This is a genomic window from Pseudoduganella albidiflava (assembly GCF_004322755.1).
Taxonomy (GTDB): Bacteria; Pseudomonadota; Gammaproteobacteria; order Burkholderiales; family Burkholderiaceae_D; genus Rugamonas; species Rugamonas albidiflava.
Map to the genome: position 1 here is coordinate 5875643 of NZ_CP036401.1, position 20370 is coordinate 5896012.

22 protein-coding genes are annotated in these 20370 nt (G+C 64.5%); 8 read left to right on the forward strand and 14 right to left on the reverse strand.

Annotation, left to right across the window (positions count from 1 at the left end; translation table 11 throughout):
- Positions 1-86: 86 nt before the first annotated feature.
- Entirely contained in the window at positions 87-320 is a 234-nt protein-coding gene (locus tag EYF70_RS24420; protein WP_131147721.1) for a helix-turn-helix domain-containing protein, read from the reverse strand.
- A 42-nt stretch (positions 321-362) separates the two neighbouring features.
- Positions 363-1379, reverse strand: coding sequence for a tRNA dihydrouridine synthase DusB (gene dusB / locus EYF70_RS24425; protein ID WP_131147722.1), 1017 nt, complete (start codon positions 1377-1379; stop codon positions 363-365).
- 274 nt (positions 1380-1653) lie between these two features.
- Here dusB and EYF70_RS24430 point away from each other — a divergent pair, with 274 nt between their 5' ends.
- On the forward strand, positions 1654-4041 hold the full coding sequence (locus tag EYF70_RS24430) for a glycoside hydrolase family 31 protein (RefSeq protein WP_229420538.1): 2388 nt from the start codon (positions 1654-1656) through the stop codon (positions 4039-4041).
- 281 nt (positions 4042-4322) lie between these two features.
- Here EYF70_RS24430 and EYF70_RS24435 read toward each other — a convergent pair whose 3' ends face one another.
- Genes EYF70_RS24435 through tyrS form a run of 4 tightly spaced genes read right to left on the reverse strand, consistent with a single transcriptional unit; the run spans position 4323 to position 7359 of the window.
- The gene (locus EYF70_RS24435) at positions 4323-4964 is read right to left on the reverse strand and encodes a histidine phosphatase family protein (RefSeq protein WP_131147724.1); all 642 of its coding nucleotides are present in this window, start codon (positions 4962-4964) and stop codon (positions 4323-4325) included.
- Positions 4961-5608: a YbhB/YbcL family Raf kinase inhibitor-like protein gene (locus EYF70_RS24440; protein ID WP_131147725.1), complete on the reverse strand. Its 648-nt coding sequence runs from the start codon at positions 5606-5608 to the stop codon at positions 4961-4963. The genes EYF70_RS24435 and EYF70_RS24440 overlap by 4 nt, the downstream gene beginning before the upstream one ends.
- 22 nt (positions 5609-5630) lie before the next feature.
- Entirely contained in the window at positions 5631-6080 is a 450-nt protein-coding gene (gene dtd, locus EYF70_RS24445) for a D-aminoacyl-tRNA deacylase (protein WP_131147726.1), read from the reverse strand.
- Between the two features lie 10 nt (positions 6081-6090).
- Positions 6091-7359: a tyrosine--tRNA ligase gene (tyrS, locus tag EYF70_RS24450; protein WP_131147727.1), complete on the reverse strand. Its 1269-nt coding sequence runs from the start codon at positions 7357-7359 to the stop codon at positions 6091-6093.
- A gap of 155 nt (positions 7360-7514) precedes the next feature.
- Here tyrS and EYF70_RS24455 point away from each other — a divergent pair, with 155 nt between their 5' ends.
- Together EYF70_RS24455 and EYF70_RS24460 are read left to right on the forward strand one after the other, a co-directional pair.
- Complete coding sequence (locus EYF70_RS24455; RefSeq protein WP_131147728.1) at positions 7515-8900, forward strand: M23 family metallopeptidase; 1386 nt, start codon at positions 7515-7517, stop codon at positions 8898-8900.
- A gap of 184 nt (positions 8901-9084) precedes the next feature.
- Positions 9085-10182 carry an anhydro-N-acetylmuramic acid kinase gene (locus EYF70_RS24460; protein ID WP_131147729.1) on the forward strand — a complete coding sequence of 366 codons (1098 nt, stop codon included), beginning with the start codon at positions 9085-9087 and terminating at the stop codon, positions 10180-10182.
- 2 nt (positions 10183-10184) lie between these two features.
- Here EYF70_RS24460 and EYF70_RS24465 read toward each other — a convergent pair whose 3' ends face one another.
- On the reverse strand, positions 10185-10394 hold the full coding sequence (locus EYF70_RS24465; protein WP_131147730.1) for a DUF4287 domain-containing protein: 210 nt from the start codon (positions 10392-10394) through the stop codon (positions 10185-10187).
- A 166-nt stretch (positions 10395-10560) separates the two neighbouring features.
- Between EYF70_RS24465 and EYF70_RS24470 the strand changes: the two genes are divergently transcribed.
- Positions 10561-10974: a DUF2061 domain-containing protein gene (locus tag EYF70_RS24470; RefSeq protein WP_131147731.1), complete on the forward strand. Its 414-nt coding sequence runs from the start codon at positions 10561-10563 to the stop codon at positions 10972-10974.
- Between the two features lie 88 nt (positions 10975-11062).
- Here the strand turns inward: EYF70_RS24470 and erpA are convergent, their stop codons facing one another.
- The 4 genes from erpA to rplM form a co-directional block, all read right to left on the reverse strand.
- The gene (gene erpA, locus EYF70_RS24475; RefSeq protein ID WP_130186193.1) at positions 11063-11425 is read right to left on the reverse strand and encodes an iron-sulfur cluster insertion protein ErpA; all 363 of its coding nucleotides are present in this window, start codon (positions 11423-11425) and stop codon (positions 11063-11065) included.
- Between the two features lie 119 nt (positions 11426-11544).
- Positions 11545-12582 carry an N-acetyl-gamma-glutamyl-phosphate reductase gene (gene argC / locus EYF70_RS24480; protein ID WP_131147732.1) on the reverse strand — a complete coding sequence of 346 codons (1038 nt, stop codon included), beginning with the start codon at positions 12580-12582 and terminating at the stop codon, positions 11545-11547.
- A 174-nt stretch (positions 12583-12756) separates the two neighbouring features.
- Entirely contained in the window at positions 12757-13149 is a 393-nt protein-coding gene (gene rpsI, locus EYF70_RS24485; protein WP_107140763.1) for a 30S ribosomal protein S9, read from the reverse strand.
- A gap of 9 nt (positions 13150-13158) precedes the next feature.
- Positions 13159-13587 carry a 50S ribosomal protein L13 gene (gene rplM / locus EYF70_RS24490; protein WP_107140762.1) on the reverse strand — a complete coding sequence of 143 codons (429 nt, stop codon included), beginning with the start codon at positions 13585-13587 and terminating at the stop codon, positions 13159-13161.
- A 266-nt stretch (positions 13588-13853) separates the two neighbouring features.
- Here rplM and EYF70_RS24495 point away from each other — a divergent pair, with 266 nt between their 5' ends.
- From EYF70_RS24495 to EYF70_RS24510, 4 genes are all read left to right on the forward strand, one after another.
- Positions 13854-15287: an alpha/beta fold hydrolase gene (locus EYF70_RS24495; protein ID WP_229420539.1), complete on the forward strand. Its 1434-nt coding sequence runs from the start codon at positions 13854-13856 to the stop codon at positions 15285-15287.
- A gap of 33 nt (positions 15288-15320) precedes the next feature.
- Entirely contained in the window at positions 15321-16055 is a 735-nt protein-coding gene (locus EYF70_RS24500; RefSeq protein WP_131147733.1) for an ABC transporter ATP-binding protein, read from the forward strand.
- Positions 16052-17248, forward strand: a complete 1197-nt coding sequence (locus EYF70_RS24505; RefSeq protein ID WP_131147734.1) for an ABC transporter permease — start codon at positions 16052-16054, stop codon at positions 17246-17248. Before EYF70_RS24500 ends, EYF70_RS24505 begins: the two co-directional genes overlap by 4 nt.
- 110 nt (positions 17249-17358) lie before the next feature.
- Positions 17359-17781, forward strand: a complete 423-nt coding sequence (locus tag EYF70_RS24510) for an OsmC family protein (RefSeq protein ID WP_131147735.1) — start codon at positions 17359-17361, stop codon at positions 17779-17781.
- 69 nt (positions 17782-17850) lie between these two features.
- On the opposite strand, the gene ypfJ is transcribed toward EYF70_RS24510, so the two are convergent.
- The 3 genes from ypfJ to EYF70_RS24525 all read right to left on the reverse strand — a co-directional run bounded on the left by ypfJ (position 17851) and on the right by EYF70_RS24525 (position 20077).
- A complete protein-coding gene (ypfJ, locus tag EYF70_RS24515) occupies positions 17851-18732 on the reverse strand; it encodes a KPN_02809 family neutral zinc metallopeptidase (RefSeq protein ID WP_131147736.1) in 882 nt (293 codons plus the stop codon).
- Between the two features lie 129 nt (positions 18733-18861).
- Positions 18862-19509 carry a 2-polyprenyl-3-methyl-6-methoxy-1,4-benzoquinone monooxygenase gene (gene coq7, locus EYF70_RS24520; protein WP_131147737.1) on the reverse strand — a complete coding sequence of 216 codons (648 nt, stop codon included), beginning with the start codon at positions 19507-19509 and terminating at the stop codon, positions 18862-18864.
- A gap of 121 nt (positions 19510-19630) precedes the next feature.
- Positions 19631-20077 carry a hypothetical protein gene (locus EYF70_RS24525; protein ID WP_131147738.1) on the reverse strand — a complete coding sequence of 149 codons (447 nt, stop codon included), beginning with the start codon at positions 20075-20077 and terminating at the stop codon, positions 19631-19633.
- Positions 20078-20370: the final 293 nt, after the last annotated feature.

Here is a 20370-nt window from a genome sequence, read left to right on the forward strand (position 1 = left end):
TGTAGTCCAGGTTGAAAATTCTTGTTATCGAGCAGTCGCCGGCACACGTGGCCGTCGCAGCCACTCCAAGAGGCCGGACAGAAGCCTTACAGCAGGCCGTGCTCCTGCAATTTCTTGCGCAGCGTATTGCGGTTGATGCCCAGCATTTGCGCGGCGTGCGACTGGTTGCCGTCGGCGCGGTGCATCACTACTTGCAGGATCGGCCGTTCGACAGTCATCACGACCATGTCGTAGATGTTCGACGGTTGCTGTTCGCCCAGGTCGTTGAAATACTCTTCGAGGCTCTTCGTGACAACTTCCTGGATACTTTCTTTGCTCATGTTCTTCTATTTAACGAAATAAGTTGCCGATCTGGCGCCAAGTCAGGCGGCCAGCATGTTTTCGGCGAGGCGGTATTGTAACCGCTCGCCATGCTTCCACTGGGATTCGAAGAAGCTGTCCACGGCGCGCAGTTGGTCGGTGGTGGACTCGAGGCGGTTCATCTCCTGGCGGAAATCCTCCCCGCCCGGGAGGTCGCGCACATACCAGCCGATATGCTTGCGCGCGGTGCGCACGCCCAGGTATTCGCCATAGAAGGCGTAGTGGGCGCGCAGGTGTTCGTCCATCAGCTTGCGCACTTCGGCCACCAGCGGCGGCGGCAGGTGCGTGCCGGTGCGCAGGTAATGGTCGATTTCACGGAAGATCCATGGGCGGCCCTGGGCGGCGCGGCCGACCATCACCGCATCGGCGCCGGTCTTTTCCAGCACGAAGCGGGCTTTCTCGGGTGTGGTGATGTCGCCATTGGCGACCACCGGAATCCTGACGGAAGCCTTGACGGCGGCGATGGTGTCGTATTCCGCGTCGCCCGTGTAGCCATCGGCGCGGGTGCGGCCATGCAGCGTCAGCATCTGGATGCCGGCCTCTTCCGCGATGCGCGCGATGTTCAGCGCATTCTTGTTGTCGCGGTTCCAGCCGGTGCGGAATTTCAGCGTGACGGGCACGTCCACCGCGCCGACCACGGCATGCAGGATCTTTTCCACCAGGTCCTCGAACTGCAGCAGCGCCGAGCCGCACCAGTTGTTGCACACCTTTTTCACGGGGCAGCCCATGTTGATGTCGATGACCTGGGCACCCTTGTCGACATTGAACTTGGCGCAGTCGGCCAGTTCCTGCGGATCGGAGCCGGCGATCTGCACCGCCTTCGGTTCCATCTCGCCGGCGTGGTCCGTGCGCCGCGAGCTTTTCTCGCTGACCCACACGCGCGGGTTCGCCGCCGCCATCTCGGAAACGGCATAGCCGGCGCCGAGCTCCTTGCAGAGTTGGCGGAACGGCCTGTCGGTGACGCCCGCCATCGGGGCGACGAACACGTTATTGCGCAGCTGATAGGGACCGATTTGCACTTGGGTATCAAAGGAGACTTGCCGGAGGAACCCGCAATTCTAACCCAAGCGCTGCTCATTTAATACGCACGAATCTGTATGAAACAGCCAAGTGTGCAGCTTTCCGGTTATGAAACAATGGGTTACGGGAAGAAATTTTTCGGACAGGCGTGCCATTGCAAGCGATCCCGCTGCATGGTTGACATAAGGCCAATGCTCCCCGATCATCACGATAGCGCTAACAATGGCGTGTTAGCTAACAAAAACGATCATGGAGATGAGCAAGGAAATGACGATGATGCCCTTCACCGCGCGCCGCCCCGCCGGCACCGCCCCCACCCGGCTGGCCTCGGCCATTGCCGCCGCCTTCGTGCTTGCCGGCGGCGCGGCCGGTACCGCCGCTGCCGCCCCGCTGGCGACGCTCGACCGCAACGGCGCCTTTGTCTCGGTCGAGGCCTACGGCCCGAATATCGTGCACGTGACGATCGCGGTGGACAAGGCCGAAGTGCTGAAGGGCCCGGGTTACGGGATCATCGCCCAGCATGCCGACAACAAGGCGTTCCAGCACCGCCCCGCCGCCGACGGCGACACGTTCACGTCGAACGGCATGACGCTGCGCATCAATCCGGCCGCCGTGCCGTCGATCCCGACGCAGAGCCAGAAGTACTTCGCGCCGTCGCTGGCCCCGGTGGGGCTGGAAGTGCGCAACGCGCAGGGGCAGCAGATCCTGAAGATGACGGGCTGGGAAATGTCGCCGCAAACCGTCAACGAGGAAAAGACCTACCAGGTCGGCGCCGAGTTCCACGCGCCCGCCGACGAGCATTACTACGGCATGGGCCAGAACCAGGAATCGCTGTCCGGCCTGGACCTGCGCGGCCGCACGCTCGACTGCAAGCACTGGTACGACGCGCCGGGTGGCGAAACCGTGTGCGTGCCGTTCATGGTGTCGTCGAAAGGCTATGGCATCGTGTGGGATAACCCGTCGGCCACGCGCTTCAGCGCCGGGGTACTGGGCAGCACGCGCTTCCAGTCCAATGTGGGCGAGCGGGTCAGCTTCTTCATCATCACCGGCAAGAATGCCGACGAACTGTATTCCGGCTATGCCCGGCTGACGGGCAAGACGCCGATCCCGCCGAAGGCCGCGTTCGGCCTGATCCAGTCGAAAGCCCGCTACGACAGCCAGGACCAGGTGCTGCGCATTGCCAAGACTTACCGTGAAAAACGCTATCCGCTCGACATCATGGTGGTCGACTGGTTCTACTGGACGCGGATGGGCCAGCTCGACATCGATCCGGCGCAGTTCCCCGACCCGGAAGGCATGAACAAGCAGCTGCACGACATGGGCATGCAGTCGATCATCTCGGTGTGGCCCAGGTTCGAGACGGCGGGCCGCTACTTCAACGAGCTGGACGCCAAGGGCTACCTGCTGAAGGACAAGGATGGCAAGACACAGGATGGCTTGCCGTTCCGTTCCGACCGCACCGGCGGCCTGATCGACTCCACCAACCCGGCGGCCCGCAAGTGGTTCTTTGAAAAGGTGCGCGACAACGTGCTGTCGCGCGGCTTCGATTACCCGTGGCTCGATGAGACCGAACCGGACCTGGTGCCGGACGGCTTCCGTTATTCGATCGGCACGGGCGACCGCTACCGCAACCTGTATCCGCTGGTGCACGTGGAAGGCTTCGCCGAAGGCATGCGCGCCTGGAAGCCGAACCGCCGCGTGCTGATCCTGTCGCGTGCCGCGTATCTCGGTTCGCAGCGCACCGGCGCGCTGTTCTGGTCGTCCGACATCAAGTCCACGTGGGAAGCGCTGGCGCGCCAGATCCCGGCTGGCCTGAACATGACCGCTTCCGGCATCGCCTACTGGGGCAACGACATCGGCGGCTGGCAAAACCTGCCGCAGACCACGGAAGCCACCAAGGCGCCGCTGCTCGATCCATCGGACGCGCGCAATGTCGTCGGCCAGAACCACGATTACCCGGAACTGCACACCCGCTGGTTCCAGTACGGCACGTTCACGCCCACCCTGCGCCTGCACGGCTCGCGCAAGGAAGCCGAGCTGTGGTCGTTCGGCAAGCAGGCCGAAGCGGTGATGGCCAAGTTCAACGCGCTGCGCTACCAGCTGATCCCGTACATCTACAGCCAGGCGAAGATGACGCACGATACCGGCGCGCCGTTCATGCGCCCGCTGTGGATGGACTTCGGCAGCGACCCGAACGTGGCCAATATCGGCACGCAGTACATGTTCGGCCCGGCGTTCCTGGTGGCGCCGGTGACGGAACAGGGCCAGACGGAGAAGAACGTCTACCTGCCGGCCGGTACCGACTGGTACAACTGGTGGACCAATGAAAAGCTGGCCGGCGGGCAGTGGGTGAAGGTGGCCGCGCCGATCGACCAGATCCCCGTCTTCGTCAAGGCCGGCTCCATCGTGCCACTGGGCGCCGCCGTGCAATCGACCGCCGGCAAGCAGGCGATCGAGCAGATCCGCGTCTACCCGGGCGCCGGCGATGCCGAGTTCACGCTGTACGACGATGACGGGCTGACGTACGACTATGAGAAGGGCAAGGGCGTGGTCAGCGGCAAGCTGCGGTGGAAGCAGTCGGACGGCACCCTGAGCGCCAGCGGCGGCCCTTCCGGCTTCGCCGCTGCGGCACCGAAGATGGTGAAGGTGATCGGGCGCTGACAGCAAAAACGGTGACAGTCAACATTTATTTGGAAACACTTTCAAATTAATCGGTGTCTAACGCCGTTGAGTTAAGTCCACCCCAAAAGCAAGTTCCGGGGTCAGACCCGCCGGGTCTGACCCCAGCCCTTCGCTGTTGGGGTGAATGCATGCGCTCTCAAAAACGGTGACAGTCACCATTTTTCCGGAAATATTTCCGATTAATTGGAGCCTGTCACCGTTTTTTGGGGAATTGACGTTGCCTTGAAAATAGGGTCCGTCCCCATTTTTGAAGCAATGTTTCAGACGATATCGTCCAGCGCCTGGGCCAGGTGGTCGACGTTGCCCCAGTGCGTGAGCGCCAGCTTGCCGTCGCTGAAGGTGAAGCGGTTGATGCTGGCGTTGCGGACCTGGAAGTCGCGCGGGCTTTCCAGCGTCATTTCGCGGGCCGCGCGATAGGCGCATTCCAGCACGCCGCCATGGGCGACGATGGCGATCTTCTGGCCGGGATACTGCCCGGCCCAGCGGCCGATGGCGGCGATGCACCGCGCGTAGAAATGCCGGAAGCTTTCGGCATGGCGCTCGCCGTGCGGCATGACCGAGTCCACGTGGCGCCCCTGCCATGCGGCGAAGTGATCGGGATAGCGTTCCTCGATTTCTGTATACAGCAGGCCTTCGAATACGCCATAGCCGCGCTCGCGCAGTTCACGGTCCGTATGGAACGGCACGTGATGGTACTCAGCAACGGCCTCGGCCGTGTGCATGGCGCGCTGCAGGTCGGAAGCGACGATCGCCGCCAGCGGTTCGGCGGCCAATGCCCGCGCCAGCGCGGCGGCCTGGCGCCGGCCGGCGTCGTTCAGGCCGATGTCCAGGTGGCCCTGCAGCCGGCGCACGGCATTCCAGGCCGTTTCGCCGTGGCGGATCAGCAGCAGTTCCGTCGTCATGCGCCTTGCGCGCCTTTCAGGGTATAGGTGCCGATGATTTGTGCCTCGTCGAGGATGTGGCCGTGCAGCGCCGCGAGCGCCTGCTGGGCCGTGAAATCGCCCTCGACGGGCAATTGCGCGACGTCGATCGCATACAGGCGGAAGATGTAGTGGTGTACCCGCTCGTCGTTCCAGGGCGGGCACGGGCCGTCATAGCCGAAGTAGCGGCCATTCATGTCGGGGTCGCCGGCGAACCAGCCGGTGTAGTCGTTCAGGCCATGGCGCAGCTGCGTGCCGCCATCACCGCCGTTGGCGATCAGGGGCCCGGACTTGCCGCGCGCCGTCACGCCTGCCGAGTGCGAGCCGGCGGGCAGGCTGGACAGCGACGGTGGAATATCCACCAGTGCCCAGTGATAGAAGTCGCCGCGCGGCAGTTCCACCGGCAGCGTGCGGCCTTCCTGGTTGACGTCGGTGCCGACGGTGGGTGCATCGCCGTCGATGCACAGCAGCACCAGCGATGCGGTGCCGGGCGGGATGTCGTCCCACGCCAGGTGCGGGTTGCGGTTGCCCGCCAGGCGCACGCGCGTTGCCGGGTCGGGTTCCGCGAATGCGAACTCGGCGGGGATCGCGGCGCCATTCTTGAATGAATCGCTCCACAGCTTCATAAGTCGTCCTTTGGGTTCATTGTTATTTACTTGGACCTGTCTGGAGCCAGAAGGTTACCGGACCATCGTTGGTCAGCGTGACTTTCATGTCGGCACCGAACTGCCCGGTCGCGACGATGCCATGGCGGGCGCGGGCCTGCCGCACGAAATGATCGAACAGGCGCTGGCCGTCCGCCGGCGCGGCGGCCGGCGAGAATGACGGGCGGGTACCCGAGCGGGTATCGGCGGCCAGCGTGAACTGCGGCACCAGCAGCAGACCGCCGGCCACGTCGGTCACGCTGCGGTTCATCTTGCCCGCGTCATCGGAAAAGACCCGGTACGACAGCAGCTTGCCCAGCAGCGCTTCCGCTTCCTTCTCGGTATCGCCCTTCTCGGCGCAGACCAGCACCATCAGCCCGGCATCGATGGCACCGACGACGGCGCCCTCGACGACGACCTGCGCCGCCGTCACCCGCTGCAATAAGCCGATCATGATGCAGCGATCATGCCGACAGGACGATGCGGGCGAACTTGCGCTTGCCGACCTGCAGCACGAACGTGCCGGCTTCGACCTTCAGGGCCTTGTCGCTGATGACGGTGCCGTCGATGCGCACGCCGCCCTGGTCGATCATGCGCATCGCTTCCGACGTCGATGCGCACAGCCCGGTTTGCTTGAGCAATTGCGCCACGCCCAGCGGCGCACCGCTGACGGCGATCTCGGCGATGTCGTCCGGGATGCCGCCCTTCGAGCGGTTGACGAAGTCGGCCAGCGCATCCTCGGCCGCCTGGCGCGAATGGAAGCGCTCGACGATTTCCTGGGCGATGGCCACCTTGGCATCGCGCGGGTTGGCACCGCCTTCGATGGCTTTCTTCAGTGCCGCCACGTCGTCGAGCGAGCGCCACGACAGCAGCTCGTAGTAGCGCCACATCATCGTGTCCGAGATGCTCATCACTTTCGCGAACATGGTATTGGCCGGCTCGGTGATGCCGATGTAGTTGTTCTTCGACTTCGACATCTTGTCGACGCCGTCCAGGCCTTCCAGCAGCGGCATCGTCAGGATGCACTGCGGTTCCTGGCCCCAGTCCTTCTGCAGCTCGCGGCCGACCAGCAGGTTGAACTTCTGGTCGGTGCCGCCCAGCTCCAGGTCGCTCTTCAGCGCCACCGAATCGTAGCCCTGCATCAGCGGGTACAGGAACTCATGGACCGAGATCGGAGTCCCATTCTTGAAGCGCTTGGCGAAATCGTCGCGTTCCATCATGCGCGCCACGGTGTAGCGCGAAGCCAGCTGGATCATGCCGCGCGCGCCCAGCTGGTCGCACCATTCGGAGTTGTAGCGGATCTCGGTCCTGGCGGGATCGAGCACCAGCGAGGCCTGCTTGAAGTAGGTCTGGGCGTTCAGTTCGATCTGTTCGCGGGTCAGCGGCGGGCGCGTGGCATTGCGGCCGGAAGGGTCGCCGATCATGGAGGTGAAATCGCCGATCAGGAAAATCACCTGGTGGCCCAGGTTCTGCAGCTGGCGCATCTTGTTCAGCACCACGGTATGGCCCAGGTGCAGGTCGGGCGCCGTCGGATCCAGGCCCAGCTTGATGCGCAGCGGTACGCCGGTGGCTTCGGAACGAGCAAGTTTCTGAGCGAATTCACTTTCGATCAGCAGTTCGTCCACACCCCTCTTGGCGATGGCCAGGGCTTCTTGTACGGTATCGCTCAGGGGTAACGCGGGAGTTGTTGAAGAGGCAGCAGCAGCGCCTGGCGCCGGGGAGTTTGTATCCATGTATCCGAAAATTTTCTCAAAATGTTGGCGTAGCGCAGGAGTTTGTTATAATGCCCGATCCCGTCAATCTTGCCCAACGAAAACTAAATAAATCAACAAGTTAGAACAAAAAAGCAAAAATTCAACAGTTCAAGCGGCAAATTTTAACTGATTGCATGAACCCTATACATAAGTTCACAAGCTCGCGCTTGTATCATCTGCTAGGTTCGACCCGCAAGGCCCGCATCGTCAGCGCGTCCGCAGTGGCCCTCGCCTTGTGCGCCTTCGGCGCCGCAGGTGTGGCGCCGCTTGCACCGGATGCCGGCGACCTGCCGGTGACCACGGTCACGCAAGATCTCGCCTCTCCGAACCTCTCTTCCCAGCTCACCGCACTCGAAGCCCAGGACGGCACGGAAAAATACGTGCGCGAAGAGCGCATCCGTGCCGGCGACACGCTGGCCACCCTGTTGCAGCGCCTGGGCGTCGATGACAGTGCCGCGGAAACCTTCATCAAGAAGGACAAGACCGCCAAGGCCATCATGCAGCTGCGCAGCGGCAAGCGCGTGCTGGCGCAGACGGACGACAACGGCCAGCTGCTGTGGCTGCGCGCCAGCGTCGTCGACAGCCAGGATACGCCGGTCAAGAATATCGCCGTGACCCGCAAGGGCGAAGGCTTCGTCGCGGCGGAATCGCCCGTGAAGCTGGAGCGCCGCGTGGAAATGCATGCGCGTGAAATCAAGACGACGCTGTTCGCGGCCACCGATTCCGATGCGGACGGTGCGCGCCTGCCGGATTCCGTCACGCGCCAGATCCTGGAAATGTTCTCGAACAATATCGACTTCCGCTCCGACGTGAAGCGTGGCGACCGCTTCAACGTGGTCTACGAAACGTTCTGGCAGGATGGCGAATTCGTCAAGGCCGGCCGTATCCTGGCCGGCGAGTTCACCACCCGTGGCGTGACGCACCAGTCCGTGTGGTATGAAGATCCGGTGAGCAAGCAGGGCGGCGGCTACTACAGCCTGGATGGCAAGGCGCTGAAGAAAGGCTTCCTGAAGTCGCCGCTGGAGTTTTCCCGTATCTCGTCCGGCTTCTCGATGCGCGTGCATCCGATTTCCGGCAACTGGAAAGCCCACAAGGGCATCGACTTCGCGGCCCCGACCGGCACGCCGATCCGCGCCGCCGGCGATGGTGTCGTCGATTTCGCGGGTACCCAGAATGGCTACGGCAACGTGGTCGTGCTGAAGCACTGGAGCAACTACACCACCGCGTATGCGCACATGAGCCGCTTTGCTTCGGGCTTGAAGAAGGGCCAGAAAGTACGCCAGGGCGAACTGATCGGCTACGTGGGTTCGACCGGCTGGTCGACCGGCGCGCACCTGCACTACGAGTTCCGCGTGGCTGGCCAGTCGAAGGATCCGACCAAGCTGGGCTCCATCACGCAGGCACCGCTGACCGCCGCCGAGATGGCGCGCTTCAAGACGGTGTCGAACGAAATCGCCCACCGCTTCGCGCTGCTGCGTCCGCAGGGTGCCAGCCCGACCGATACGCTGGCGCAGAAGTAAGCGCAACGTACCCCAGCAGACACATCCCGCAGTAGAAAGACGGCGCCCCGAGGGGCGCCGTTTTTCATCCTCCCTCACTGTGCAACCAGTTTACGCCCGCGCTCCGGGCCCGACCGTTAGCTGGCTAACACTGAAGCACATCAGGCACAATGCCGCAACGTCCACTTGATTTCGCGGGTACTTGATGAGCTTGTTTATTGGAATGATGTCGGGCACCAGCCTCGACGGCGTCGACGGCGTGCTGGTCGACTTCTGGGCCGGCAGCGCCCGTACGATGGCCACCCATCACGTGCCCTACCCGCCCGAGCTGCTCGATGAGCTGCGCGCCCTGCAAGCCGCCAGCGACAACGAGCTGGAGCGTGAAGCACTTGCCGGCAACGGCATCGCCCGCGTCTACGCCGCATGCGCGGCGGCGCTGCTGGAACAGTCCGGCATGCAGGCGGCCGACGTGCGCGCGATCGGCGCCCACGGCCAGACCATCCGCCACCGCCCTGAACTGGGTTTCACGCGCCAGACCATCAACGGCGCCTTGCTTGCCGAGCTGACCGGCATCGATGCGATCGTGGATTTCCGTTCGCGCGACGTGGCCGCCGGCGGGCAGGGAGCACCGCTGGTGCCGGCCGCGCACCATGCACTGTTCGGCGCGCAGGGCAAGACCCGCGTGCTGGCCAACATCGGCGGCATCGGCAACATCAGCGTGCTGCAGGCGGGCGGCCACGTCATCGGCTTCGATACCGGCCCCGGCAACGTGCTGATCGACGAGTGGACGCGCCTCCACCTGGGCAAGCCCTACGATGCGGACGGTGCCTGGGCCGCCTCCGGCCAGGAATTGCCGCACCTGCTGGCCGTGCTCCTGTCCGATCCCTATTTCGCCCTCGCACCGCCGAAAAGTACCGGCCGCGACCTGTTCCACCTGGACTGGCTGCGCGCGCGCCTGGCCGGCTTCTCCAGCGCCGCCCCGGCCGATGTCGCCGCCACGCTGACGCGGCTGACGGCCGCATCGCTGGCACAGGCCATCCACGCGCACGCGCCGGAGACGGATGCGCTGTACGTGTGCGGCGGTGGCGCTTTCAACGGCACGCTGCTGCGCATGCTGGCGGAAGAACTGGGCCAGCGCGTGAAAGTGGAGACGACGGCGGCGCTGGGCGCCGATCCGTCCCACGTGGAAGCACTATGCTGGGCCTGGCTGGCCTGGCGCTTCGATGACCGCAAGGCCGGCAACCTGCCTTCGGTGACCGGCGCGCGGGGCGAGCGCGTCCTTGGCGCGCTGTATCCGCGCTGACCCTACTTCGCCTGCGCGAGGTGATGGGCCACGAGGGCATTCGCATGCCCATGGCCGAGGCCATGTTCGCTTTTCAGCCAGTTCACCAGTTCCATGTGTTTCAGGCCACTGCCGTGCTCGCCCAACAGGGCGAACCAGTGGCCGACGGGATGGCCGTACTTCTGCTCGATCGAGGGAAAATAGGACGCGGGTCCCTTGGGCTGGCCGGACATGTGCTCTCCTTGTCAAATGGGTTCACCGGTACGACGTTCGGCCCGCGCTATGATCGACAACGGGTCCATTGTAAAAATCAATCGCTCCGGTGAACACAATTAATTTTGAAATCTGAACGAGAATCGTTATCATCTGTCTCAACCGTTATCCATTGCAGAGGCAGCCATGATCATCGCAGCGAAAAAACTCAGCCAGGTCACCACCCACATGGCCATCGCGTTCACGCTGATGTATGTGATGACGGGTTCGGCGGCCTTCGGCGGCCTCGCGGCGATCCTCGAGCCGGTCATCAACGTGGCGTTCCTGCCGATGCACGAAGGCTTCTGGCGCCGCCTGAGGGCACGCTCCCGCTACCACGCGACGGCCATGCTGGCAGCTGAAAAACTGAGCCAGACGCTATTCCACATGGCGGTCGCCTTCGGCGTGATGTTCTGGGCCACCGGCTCGGCGGCTTTCGGCGGCGTTGCGGCCGTGCTGGAGCCGATCCTGAACGTGATCGCGCTGCCCTACCACGACCGCCTGTGGGACCGCCTCGAACAGCGCCTGGCGGCGAATGCCCGCCTTGCGGCGGCTGTCTGATCCCCGGCAAGGCCGCGGGCCCGGACCCTGAACGAAAAAAAGGCGGCCAGCTCGCGCTGACCGCCTTTTTTGTTCAGGCTGAAAAAGCTTACACCGAGAACGAAGAACCGCAGCCGCAGGTCGACTGGGCGTTCGGGTTCTTGATCACGAACTGGGCACCTTCCAGGTCATCCTTGTAGTCGATCTCGGCGCCGATGAGGTACTGGTAGCTCATCGAGTCGATCAGCAGCTGCACGCCGTTCTTGACCATGGTGGTGTCGTCTTCGTTGACGATTTCATCGAACGTGAAACCGTACTGGAAACCGGAACAGCCGCCGCCCTGCACGAACACGCGCAGTTTCAGGTCGGGATTGCCTTCTTCCTCGATCAGCTGGGCCACTTTGTCGGCCGCGCTGTCGGAAAAGACGATCGGTGCCGGGATCACGTCTTGTGCTTCGGCTACTGCATTCATTGGAAACTCCCACTAGAAATCATTGCGGTCATTATAGACCTTTGCGCGCGCCCCTGCTGCGGCACGCCCCATTTCCCTGAGGATATGAGGCATGAATACACCAGTTCAATGGCAGAACGTCAAGGCAGCAGTGCGATCGTGTTCAGGCCCAGGCTTTCTTCCAGGCCGAACATCAGGTTCATGCACTGCACGGCCTGGCCGGAAGCGCCTTTCACCAGGTTGTCCTGCACCACCAGCACGATGACGGTGTTGCCATTGTCCGGACGGTGCACCGCCAGGCGCAGCATGTTCGAGCCCTTGGTGGTGCGGGTTTCCGGGTGCGAGCCGAACGGCATCACGTCGATGAACTGTTCGCCGGCGTAGGCATCCTCGAACAGCTTCTGCAGCTCGTCGTTGGAGATATCCTTCGTCAGCTTGCCGTACAGCGTGGAATGCATGCCGCGGATCATCGGCACCAGGTGCGGCGTGAACACCAGCGCCACCTTGTCGCTGGTCAGGCGCTGCAGCTGGGCGGTGGTTTCAGGCGTATGGCGGTGGCCGGCTACGCCGTAAGCCTTGAAATTGTCGCTCGATTCGGAGAACAGGATGCCGATCTCGGCCTTGCGGCCGGCACCCGATACGCCCGACTTGCAGTCGGCGATCAGGTTGCCCGCGTCGATCACCCCGGCCTTGAGCAGCGGCGCGAAGCCGATCTGCATCGTGTTCGGATAGCAGCCCGGGTTGGCGATCAGGTTCGCTCCCTTGATCTCTTCACGGTTCAGCTCGACGAGGCCATACACGGCCTGTTCCAGCAGTTCCGGCGCGGTGTGGTCGATCTTGTACGTCTTCTCGAACACGGCGCGGTCCTTGATGCGGAAATCGGCCGCCAGGTCGATCACCTTGACGCCCTTGGCCAGCAATTCCGGTGCCTGCGCCATCGCCACGCCGTGCGGGGTGGCGAAGAACACGACGTCGCATTGCGTCAGGTCCACCTTGTCCGGCGCGGAAAACGCCAGGTTCACGCGGCCGCGCAGCGACGGATACATGTCGGCCACGGGCAGGCCATCTTCCTTGCGCGACGTGATTGCCGTCAGCTGCACTTCGGGATGGACTGCCAACAATCGCAGCAGTTCCACGCCGGTGTAGCCGGTGCCGCCGACGATGCCAACTTTGATCATGTTCTTGTTCCTTGCAAAAGATGAATGAGTGAGAGCGAATTTTATCAGCCTGTGGTGACAGGCGTCTTACCCGTGCCGGAAAAGCAAAAAAGCCGCTGGAAACCAGCGGCTTTCTCGATTGCCGGCCCGGCGAACCGGGCGGCGGCAGGACAGGAAACGCGAATCGGAAACCGATTAACGCTTCGAGAACTGCTTTGCGCGACGTGCTTTACGCAGGCCGACTTTCTTACGCTCGACTTCACGGGCGTCACGGGTAACGAAGCCGGCACGTGCCAGATCGCCCTTCAGGCCTGCGTCGTAGTCGATCAGCGCGCGGGTAATGCCGTGGCGCACTGCACCTGCCTGGCCGGACTCGCCGCCGCCATGCACGTTGACCTTGATGTCGAAACGCTCGACGTTGCCGGTCAGTTCCAGCGGCTGACGGATCACCATCAGGCCGGTTTCGCGGGAGAAGTACTCGGAAGCAGGCTTGCCGTTCACGATGATCTGGCCGGTGCCGACCTTGATGAACACGCGAGCCACTGCACTCTTGCGACGGCCGGTGCCGTAGTTGTAGTTACCGATCATGTCAGTTCCTTAGAATTCGAGTGCTTTGGGTTGCTGGGCAGCGTGCGGGTGCGAACCTTCGGCGTACACTTTCAGCTTCTTGATCATTGCATAGCCCAGCGGGCCCTTCGGCAGCATGCCCTTGACGGCCTTTTCCAGGGCGCGGCCCGGGAAACGCTGTTGCATTTTCAGGAAGTTCGTTTCGTAGATACCGCCCGGGTAGCCGGAGTGACGGTAGTACGTCTTCTCGGTGGCCTTGGTGCCGGTCACGCGCAGCTTGCCTGCGTTGATGACGACGATGAAATCACCGGTGTCGACGTGAGGGGTAAATTCTGGCTTGTGCTTGCCGCGCAGTCGGCGTGCCACTTCGCTGGCAACACGGCCGAGGACTTTGTCCGTCGCGTCAATCACGAACCAGTCGCGCTGGACTTCATGGCCCTTAGCGGAAAAAGTTTTCATGTTTGACTTCCTAATGAAGATAAAAATAAACGCTCAAATCGGTGGTTCCGCACAGCGACGCGGTATCAGGTTCGATACAGCAGCCGACAGCGGACGCATCCTTCTTATGACTTTTCCTGAGCGAACGGAAAGCCGGCGATTATAGCGCGCCTCGCGCAGCCGGGTCAAGCGCTGCGAAGTCTTCCCCGGGCCGGCCGGCCGACTGTTGCTAATCGTGCAAAACCCGCGCTAGTATTGCCCACCGATATTGTCGAGAGGGCCCCGCAGTGCGATCCACCCTTGTTCCAACCCTGCTGTTCGCCGCACAGCTGGCCCTGGCCGCGCCGACACCCGCGCCGGCACCGCAGGCCGGCCGCACGTGCCACCTGCCCGGTGCCGAGGAAGCGCTGCGCTGCGTGACGGTGCGGGTCCCACTCGACTATGGCAAACCCGGCAAGACCATCGCGATCCACGCCACGGTGGCCCCGGCCTTCCGCGAAGCGGCGCGCGGCGACCCGCTGTTCGTGCTGGCCGGCGGCCCCGGCCAGGCCGGCAGCGATATCCTGCCGGTGGTGCAAATGGCGATGCGCCGCGTGCGCGCCACGCGCGACATCGTGCTGATCGACCAGCGCGGCACCGGCCTGTCGGGCAAGCTCGATTGCAAGCCACCGGCCGAGATCGACAGCATGACGGAAGAACAGCTCGATGCGGACGCCCGGCGCTGCATCGAATCGCTGGGCGCCCCCTACGGCAGCTACACCACGGATGCGGCGGCGCGCGACATCGAACGGGTGCGGCTGGCGCTGGGCTACGGGCAGGTCAACCTGTGGGGCGGTTCGTACGGTACCCGCCTGGCGCAGCACTACGCCCGCCTGTTCCCGGCGAACGTGCGCACCCTGGTGCTCGATGGCGTGGCCGCGCCGGACCAGGTGATTCCGGCTGGCGGGCGCGATGCCCAGGCCGCCCTGGAAACCACCTTCCGCCAGTGCGAACGGGACGCGGCATGCGCCCGCGCGTTTCCCGCGCTGCGCGCCGAATTCGCCGCGCTGGCGGCCCGCCTGGGCCAGGCCTCGGTCAGGATAGCAATGGCCGACCCGCGCACGGCCGCGCCGCGCACCGTGACGATGAGCCTGCGCCGCTTCACCGCCACCGTGCACCGCGCGCTGTATTCGCAGGCCGACGCGCACACGCTGCCGTTCCTGATCCACAGCGCGTTCCGGGACCGCTGGGAACCGTTCGTCGCCCAGAGCAACCGCGACAGCGACTTCGTCACCGATGGAGCGATGGCCGGCCCGCTGTACCTGGCCGTGGTGTGCGCCGAGGACTTCCCGCGGCTGACGCCGCAACTGGTGGCCGAGGATGCGCGCGGCTCGTTCCTCGGCACGCCGCAGGTCACGCAGCTGGCCGCGCTGTGCCCGGTCCTCAACGTCCAGCCCGTCGTCCATGGCGCGCCGGCCCGGATCGACGCACCGGCGCTGCTGCTGTCCGGCGCGCAGGATCCGGTGACGCCGCCACGCCGCGCGGAAGCGGCGGCCAGGCTGATGAAGGCGGCCCAGCACCTGGTGGTGAAAAACGGTGGCCACATCGTTTCGCCGCTCGGCTGCGTGCCGCGGCTGATGCGCGAATTCCTGGATGCGCCGCACCAGCGCGTGGCCGCGCAGTGCCTGGACGAGATCCCCGCCCCCACGTTCCAGCTGAACAGCGCCGGCCCGCAACCCTGAACGGATCAATCACGGATCAATGGCAGACAAGCGATGATAGAAGTCCACGACGTCAGCAAGCATTTCGGCAAGGTGCAAGCCCTGGCCGGTGCCACCTTCACCGCGCGCGATGGCCAGGTGACCGCCCTGCTGGGCCCCAATGGGGCCGGCAAGACCACCCTGCTGCGCCTGCTCGTCGGCCTGCTCGGGCGCGACGGCGGCACGATCCGCATCGACGGCATCGATCCCGGCACTGATCCGCTGGCGGCCCGGCGAAGCATCGGTTTCCTGACCGACCAGTTCGGGCTGTACGACAAGCTGTCGACGCGCGAGTACCTGCGCTACTTCGGCGAACTGAACGGCATGGACCGCCGCGCCATCGACAGCCGCATCGACGAGGTGACGGCGCTGCTGTCGCTGGAAGATATCCTTGAGCGCCGCGCAAAGGGCTTTTCGCAGGGCCAGCGCATCAAGGTTGCCCTGGCGCGCACGCTGCTGCACCGCCCGCGCAACCTGCTGCTCGACGAGCCGAGCCGCGGCCTGGACGTGATGAGCACCCGTGCGCTGCGGCGCGCGCTGGCGGCGCTGCGGGCCGACGGCTGCTGCGTGATCATGGCCACCCACGTGATGCAGGAAGTGACCAATTCCTGCGACGACGTGATCGTGATCGCGCGCGGCGCCACGGTGGCGCAGGGCTCGCCGCAGTCGCTGTGCGAACGCACCGGCATCGCCAGCCTGGAAGACGCCTTCGTCAAGCTGGTCGGCACCGACGAGGGGATTTCCGCATGAAGCCGCGTACCAGGCCCCTGTTCATCGTGGTATTCCTGAAGGAGCTGCGCGAAACGCTGCGCGACCGGCGCGCGCTGTCGCTGCTGCTGGTGTTCGTGCTGATGTATCCGCTGATGGTGGGCGGCATCCTGAACCAGCAGATCAACCGCGCCACGGCGTCGGACAAGGAAGGCATCGAGCTGACCGTGATCGGCGCGGGGCAGGCCCCCACGCTGATGGCGCAGCTCAAGCAACGCAACGTCAACATCACCGAAGCGGATCCGCTGTCCGAAGAACAGATCACCAGCCTGCTGCGCGGGCAAAAGGCTGCCGCGGTACTGCGGCTGTCGCCTGCCTACGCCAGCGATTACCACGACATGCGCCCGGCACGGCTGGAACTGTGGCACGACTCGGCCACCGACAATGGCCGCAGGGTGCGCGATATCGAGGATGTGCTGCGCGCCTACGGCAACACGATCGCCGGCGCGCGGCTGCTGGCGCACGGGGTATCGCCGGCCACGCTGGTTCCGATCCAGGTGCAGCGCTACGACACGGGCACCAGCGCCTCGCGCTCGGCTTCCGTGATCGGCACGATGCTCGGCATGTTCTTCATCCCCGCCTTCTTCTTCGCCCTCAGCCCCGCCGTCGACAGTACCGCCGGCGAACGCGAGCGGCGCTCCATGGAAGTGCTGCTGGCGCAGCCGGCCCGCACGATCGACCTGGTGGCAGGGAAGTGGTTCGCCGCTTCCGCCGTGGCGCTGGTCGGCCTGGTGGTGGAACTGTGCATGGCGCACGGCGTGCTGAAATGGCTGCCGCTGGAGGAGATCGGCATGTCGTGGCGCCTGACCTGGGGCGACCTCGTGCTGGTGTGCCTGGTCTCGGTGTCGCTGCCGCTGTTCGCCGCCGCGCTGGAGATCGCGCTGGCGATCAATGCGAAAACGTTCAAGGAAGCGCAAACCACGGCCAGCTTCGCCATGATCATCCCCATGGTGCCGGTGATCGTGGTGCCGATGCTGGACCTGGCCACGCAACTGTGGATGTACCTGGTACCGCTGCTGGCGCACCAGACGCTGCTGCGCGAACTGGCCAAGGGCCAGGCGGTGGGCCCGCTGCCGTTCCTGCTGACGTTCGGCAGCAGCCTGCTGGCGGCGCTGGCGTGCGTTGCCTTCACCAACTGGCGGATGAAGAGCGAGCGCTACATGATGGGCGTGTAGGGTTGGCAAAAGCGGGCAGCGAAAGCCGCCGGCGAAGGCGTCTCCGGCAGCCGCGGCCGGGCTGATTTACAATCGCACGTCAATATTGTCAGAGTTATCCGGAGATCGAAATGGAAGTCAAAGTCAGCTGGAACGGCCCGTCGGGCATGAGTTTTCGCGCCCAGACGGGGTCGGGCCACATGGTCGTGATGGATGGCGCGCCGGAAGGCGGCGGCCACAACCTGGCGCCGAGGCCGATGGAAATGGTCTTGCTGGGCACCGGCGGCTGCACTGCCTACGACGTGGTGCTGATCCTGAAACGGGGCCGCGCCGACGTGCGGGGCTGCAATGTCACGCTGCAGGCCGAGCGTGCCGATACCGATCCGAAGGTCTTCACGAAGATCAACTTCCACTTCGTCGTCACCGGCAAGGACCTGAAGCCGGAAGCGGTGGAACGCGCCGTCAACCTGTCTCACGACAAGTACTGCTCGGCCAGCATCATGCTGGCCAAGACGGCCGAGATCACGCATACGTTCGAGATCGTCGAAGCCTGAGCGTCCCTTGAACTGGCGCGCCGGCGCCTGAGCGGCGCTACAGCTGGCGTGCTCCGAACCTGAGCAGCCTTACAGCTGCCGCGCCTTGAAGGTATCGCACTGCGCCACGTCGCCGGATTCCAGCCCGGTGCGGAACCAGCGCGTGCGCTGCGCCGAGGTGCCGTGCGTGAAGGAATCGGGCACCACGTAGCCCTGGGCCTGGCGCTGCAGGGCATCGTCGCCGATGGCGGTGGCGGCCGACAGCGCCGCTTCCACGTCGCCCTGCTCGAGGATCTGCCGCGAGCGGTTCGCATGGAAGGCCCACACGCCGGCAAAGCAGTCGGCCTGCAGTTCCAGCCGCACGGACAGCGCGTTGCCTTCCGTCTCGCTGGCGCTCTGCTGTGCCTGGTGCACCTGGTCCGACACGCCCAGCAGGTGCTGCACGTGGTGTCCCACCTCATGCGCGATCACGTACGCCTGCGCGAATTCGCCAGAGACGTGGAAGCGCTCCTTCATCAGGCGGTAGAAGGCGAGATCGATGTACACCTTGCGGTCGGCCGGGCAGTAGAACGGCCCGGTGGACGACTGGCCGGTGCCGCAGGCGGTGGAGGTGCGGCCGGTGAACAGCACCAGCGTGGGCGGCTGGTACTGCGCGCCCTGGGCGCTGAACAGCGCGCCCCAGGTATCCTCGGTATCGGCCAGCACCGTCTTCATGAAGCGGGTTTCGGTGTCGTTGGCGGTCGCCTTCGGCCCGGTGGCCTGCTGCTGCTGCGGCGGCGCGCCGCCTTCCATGCCGCCCAGCAGGGTGAGCGGATTGATGCCGAAGACAAAGGACAGGATCAGCGCGATGACCACGCCGCCGATCGACAGCGAGCCGCCGCCAAAGCTGAATCCTCCGCCACCGCCACCGCCGCCGCCATCGCCGCGGCGGTCTTCCACGTTATCGCTTTCCCGGTTGCCTTCCCACTTCATGATGTTTCTCCGTGATCATTTTGACCACACTATACGATGGCGGGCGCGGCGAACGGCGCATGTTAGCGGGCGGCAAGTCCGTGCCACGCCCCAAGGCCGGGTCAAACGTGAAGAATCGGACGTAAAGAATCAGACGTAGTACGCGGTACCGGTCATCAGCTTCGACATCGCCGTCATCGCCACGCGCACCGGCAGCGGCGTCTGCGCCGCGCCGGCATCCTGGGCCGCCTTGCCGTGCGCGATCTCGTCGATGCGCATCTGGTCCACGATGGCGCGGGATTTCCTGTCATTTTCCGGCAGGCTTTCCAGGTGGCGCTCGAGGTGCTTCTCGACCTGCCGCTCGGTCTCGACCACGAAGCCCAGGCTGTGCGGATCGCCCATCTTGGCCGCCACGGTGCCGAGCGCGTACGCACCGGCATAGAACAGCGGGGCCAGCACGCTGACATGCGAATTGAGTTCCTTCAGCCGCTGCGCCGTCCAGGCCAGGTGGTCTTCCTCTTCGCGGCTGGCGTGCTCGAAGTGTTCGCGCAGCGTGTCGCTCTTGGCGAAGCGGGCCTGCGAGTTGTAGAGCGCCTGCGCCATCACCTCGCCCACGTGGTCGACGCGGATCAGGCCGGCGCTGTGGCGGCTTTCATCCTCGCTCAGTTCGGTATCGTCCACGTGTGCCGCCGGCGTCGGACGGGAGGCGGACGACACGCCGGACAAGACGCGCAGCGCCTTGTCGGCGCTGCAGATGAAGCGGTCGAGGGGAGTATGGAAATGGAATTTGGAGCTCATGGCATGCGATCCATCTTGTTCGGACAACCACGATTATAAGGGCCGCCCCGCCGCGCATGCCGCACGGCGGGCGGACAAATCGTCCCAGCCGCGCCGGGGAGACGATGCCCGCTCGAAGGCGTTATGCGCCTTCTCGCATGATGCGCTGGCGCTCGATCCAGTCGGCCACCGGGCCTCGCACGTCGAGCCCGGAAAAATCCTTGGCCACGCCCAGGTTCAGGCCCAGCAGAAACGGGATCGATTCCACCGGCACGTGCGGCAGGTATTCGCCGAACGCGCGCGTAAAGCGCTTCGAATCGAGCACGGCGACCACGCCCTCCCCGCTCATCCATTGCAGGATGCTGGTGATGCTGTGGCCGGGGCCGATCGAACGGTAGATGAAGCGGTTGAAGGCCTTGTCCAGCTTCTTGAAATCCAGCGTTTCCTTCGTCATCAAGGTCGCCAGGTAGCACAGGCCAAGCGCCAGGCGAAAGAAATCAGTGGCTTCTCCGGCGGAGAGGCCGCAGCGCGTGACCGTCAGGATCTGCTCCTGCAGGGCGCTATCGAGTTTGCTGTTCTCGTGGCTCATGGCGCAACTATATCGCAAGCCCTTCCTGTGCTGGAACGTTTTTCCGCCTTGTCACCAACGGTAACGCTTGCTACCCTTGGCCACCTTTCAGCTCGACAGTAGACGAACACAGGCGGGGCACATGCGGGTCGGATGCGGGTCAGGCACGGCCCTCCCGGTGCGGTGCCGATGCGGCGTGCACCGTGCCCGGCCCGCCAGCCCCGTGTTTGTGCACTCTGGCGCCCGGATTGCGCGGGCTGTCGCAAGGCGGCAACCCTTATGTCGACGATTCAATACAATGCCGTTAAAGGAAC

Excerpts from the sequence above, each read along its gene's own strand:
- EYF70_RS24420 (WP_131147721.1), bottom strand. The coding sequence starts at position 320 with ATGAGCAAAGAAAGTATCCAGGAAGTTGTCACGAAGAGCCTCGAAGAG.
- EYF70_RS24430 (WP_229420538.1), top strand. The coding sequence starts at position 1,654 with ATGATGCCCTTCACCGCGCGCCGCCCCGCCGGCACCGCCCCCACCCGG.
- EYF70_RS24435 (WP_131147724.1), bottom strand. The coding sequence starts at position 4,964 with ATGACGACGGAACTGCTGCTGATCCGCCACGGCGAAACGGCCTGGAAT.
- EYF70_RS24440 (WP_131147725.1), bottom strand. The coding sequence starts at position 5,608 with ATGAAGCTGTGGAGCGATTCATTCAAGAATGGCGCCGCGATCCCCGCC.
- dtd (WP_131147726.1), bottom strand. The coding sequence starts at position 6,080 with ATGATCGGCTTATTGCAGCGGGTGACGGCGGCGCAGGTCGTCGTCGAG.
- tyrS (WP_131147727.1), bottom strand. The coding sequence starts at position 7,359 with ATGGATACAAACTCCCCGGCGCCAGGCGCTGCTGCTGCCTCTTCAACA.
- EYF70_RS24455 (WP_131147728.1), top strand. The coding sequence starts at position 7,515 with ATGAACCCTATACATAAGTTCACAAGCTCGCGCTTGTATCATCTGCTA.
- EYF70_RS24460 (WP_131147729.1), top strand. The coding sequence starts at position 9,085 with ATGAGCTTGTTTATTGGAATGATGTCGGGCACCAGCCTCGACGGCGTC.
- EYF70_RS24465 (WP_131147730.1), bottom strand. The coding sequence starts at position 10,394 with ATGTCCGGCCAGCCCAAGGGACCCGCGTCCTATTTTCCCTCGATCGAG.
- EYF70_RS24470 (WP_131147731.1), top strand. The coding sequence starts at position 10,561 with ATGATCATCGCAGCGAAAAAACTCAGCCAGGTCACCACCCACATGGCC.
- erpA (WP_130186193.1), bottom strand. The coding sequence starts at position 11,425 with ATGAATGCAGTAGCCGAAGCACAAGACGTGATCCCGGCACCGATCGTC.
- argC (WP_131147732.1), bottom strand. The coding sequence starts at position 12,582 with ATGATCAAAGTTGGCATCGTCGGCGGCACCGGCTACACCGGCGTGGAA.
- rpsI (WP_107140763.1), bottom strand. The coding sequence starts at position 13,149 with ATGATCGGTAACTACAACTACGGCACCGGCCGTCGCAAGAGTGCAGTG.
- rplM (WP_107140762.1), bottom strand. The coding sequence starts at position 13,587 with ATGAAAACTTTTTCCGCTAAGGGCCATGAAGTCCAGCGCGACTGGTTC.
- EYF70_RS24500 (WP_131147733.1), top strand. The coding sequence starts at position 15,321 with ATGATAGAAGTCCACGACGTCAGCAAGCATTTCGGCAAGGTGCAAGCC.
- EYF70_RS24505 (WP_131147734.1), top strand. The coding sequence starts at position 16,052 with ATGAAGCCGCGTACCAGGCCCCTGTTCATCGTGGTATTCCTGAAGGAG.
- EYF70_RS24510 (WP_131147735.1), top strand. The coding sequence starts at position 17,359 with ATGGAAGTCAAAGTCAGCTGGAACGGCCCGTCGGGCATGAGTTTTCGC.
- ypfJ (WP_131147736.1), bottom strand. The coding sequence starts at position 18,732 with ATGAAGTGGGAAGGCAACCGGGAAAGCGATAACGTGGAAGACCGCCGC.
- coq7 (WP_131147737.1), bottom strand. The coding sequence starts at position 19,509 with ATGAGCTCCAAATTCCATTTCCATACTCCCCTCGACCGCTTCATCTGC.
- EYF70_RS24525 (WP_131147738.1), bottom strand. The coding sequence starts at position 20,077 with ATGAGCCACGAGAACAGCAAACTCGATAGCGCCCTGCAGGAGCAGATC.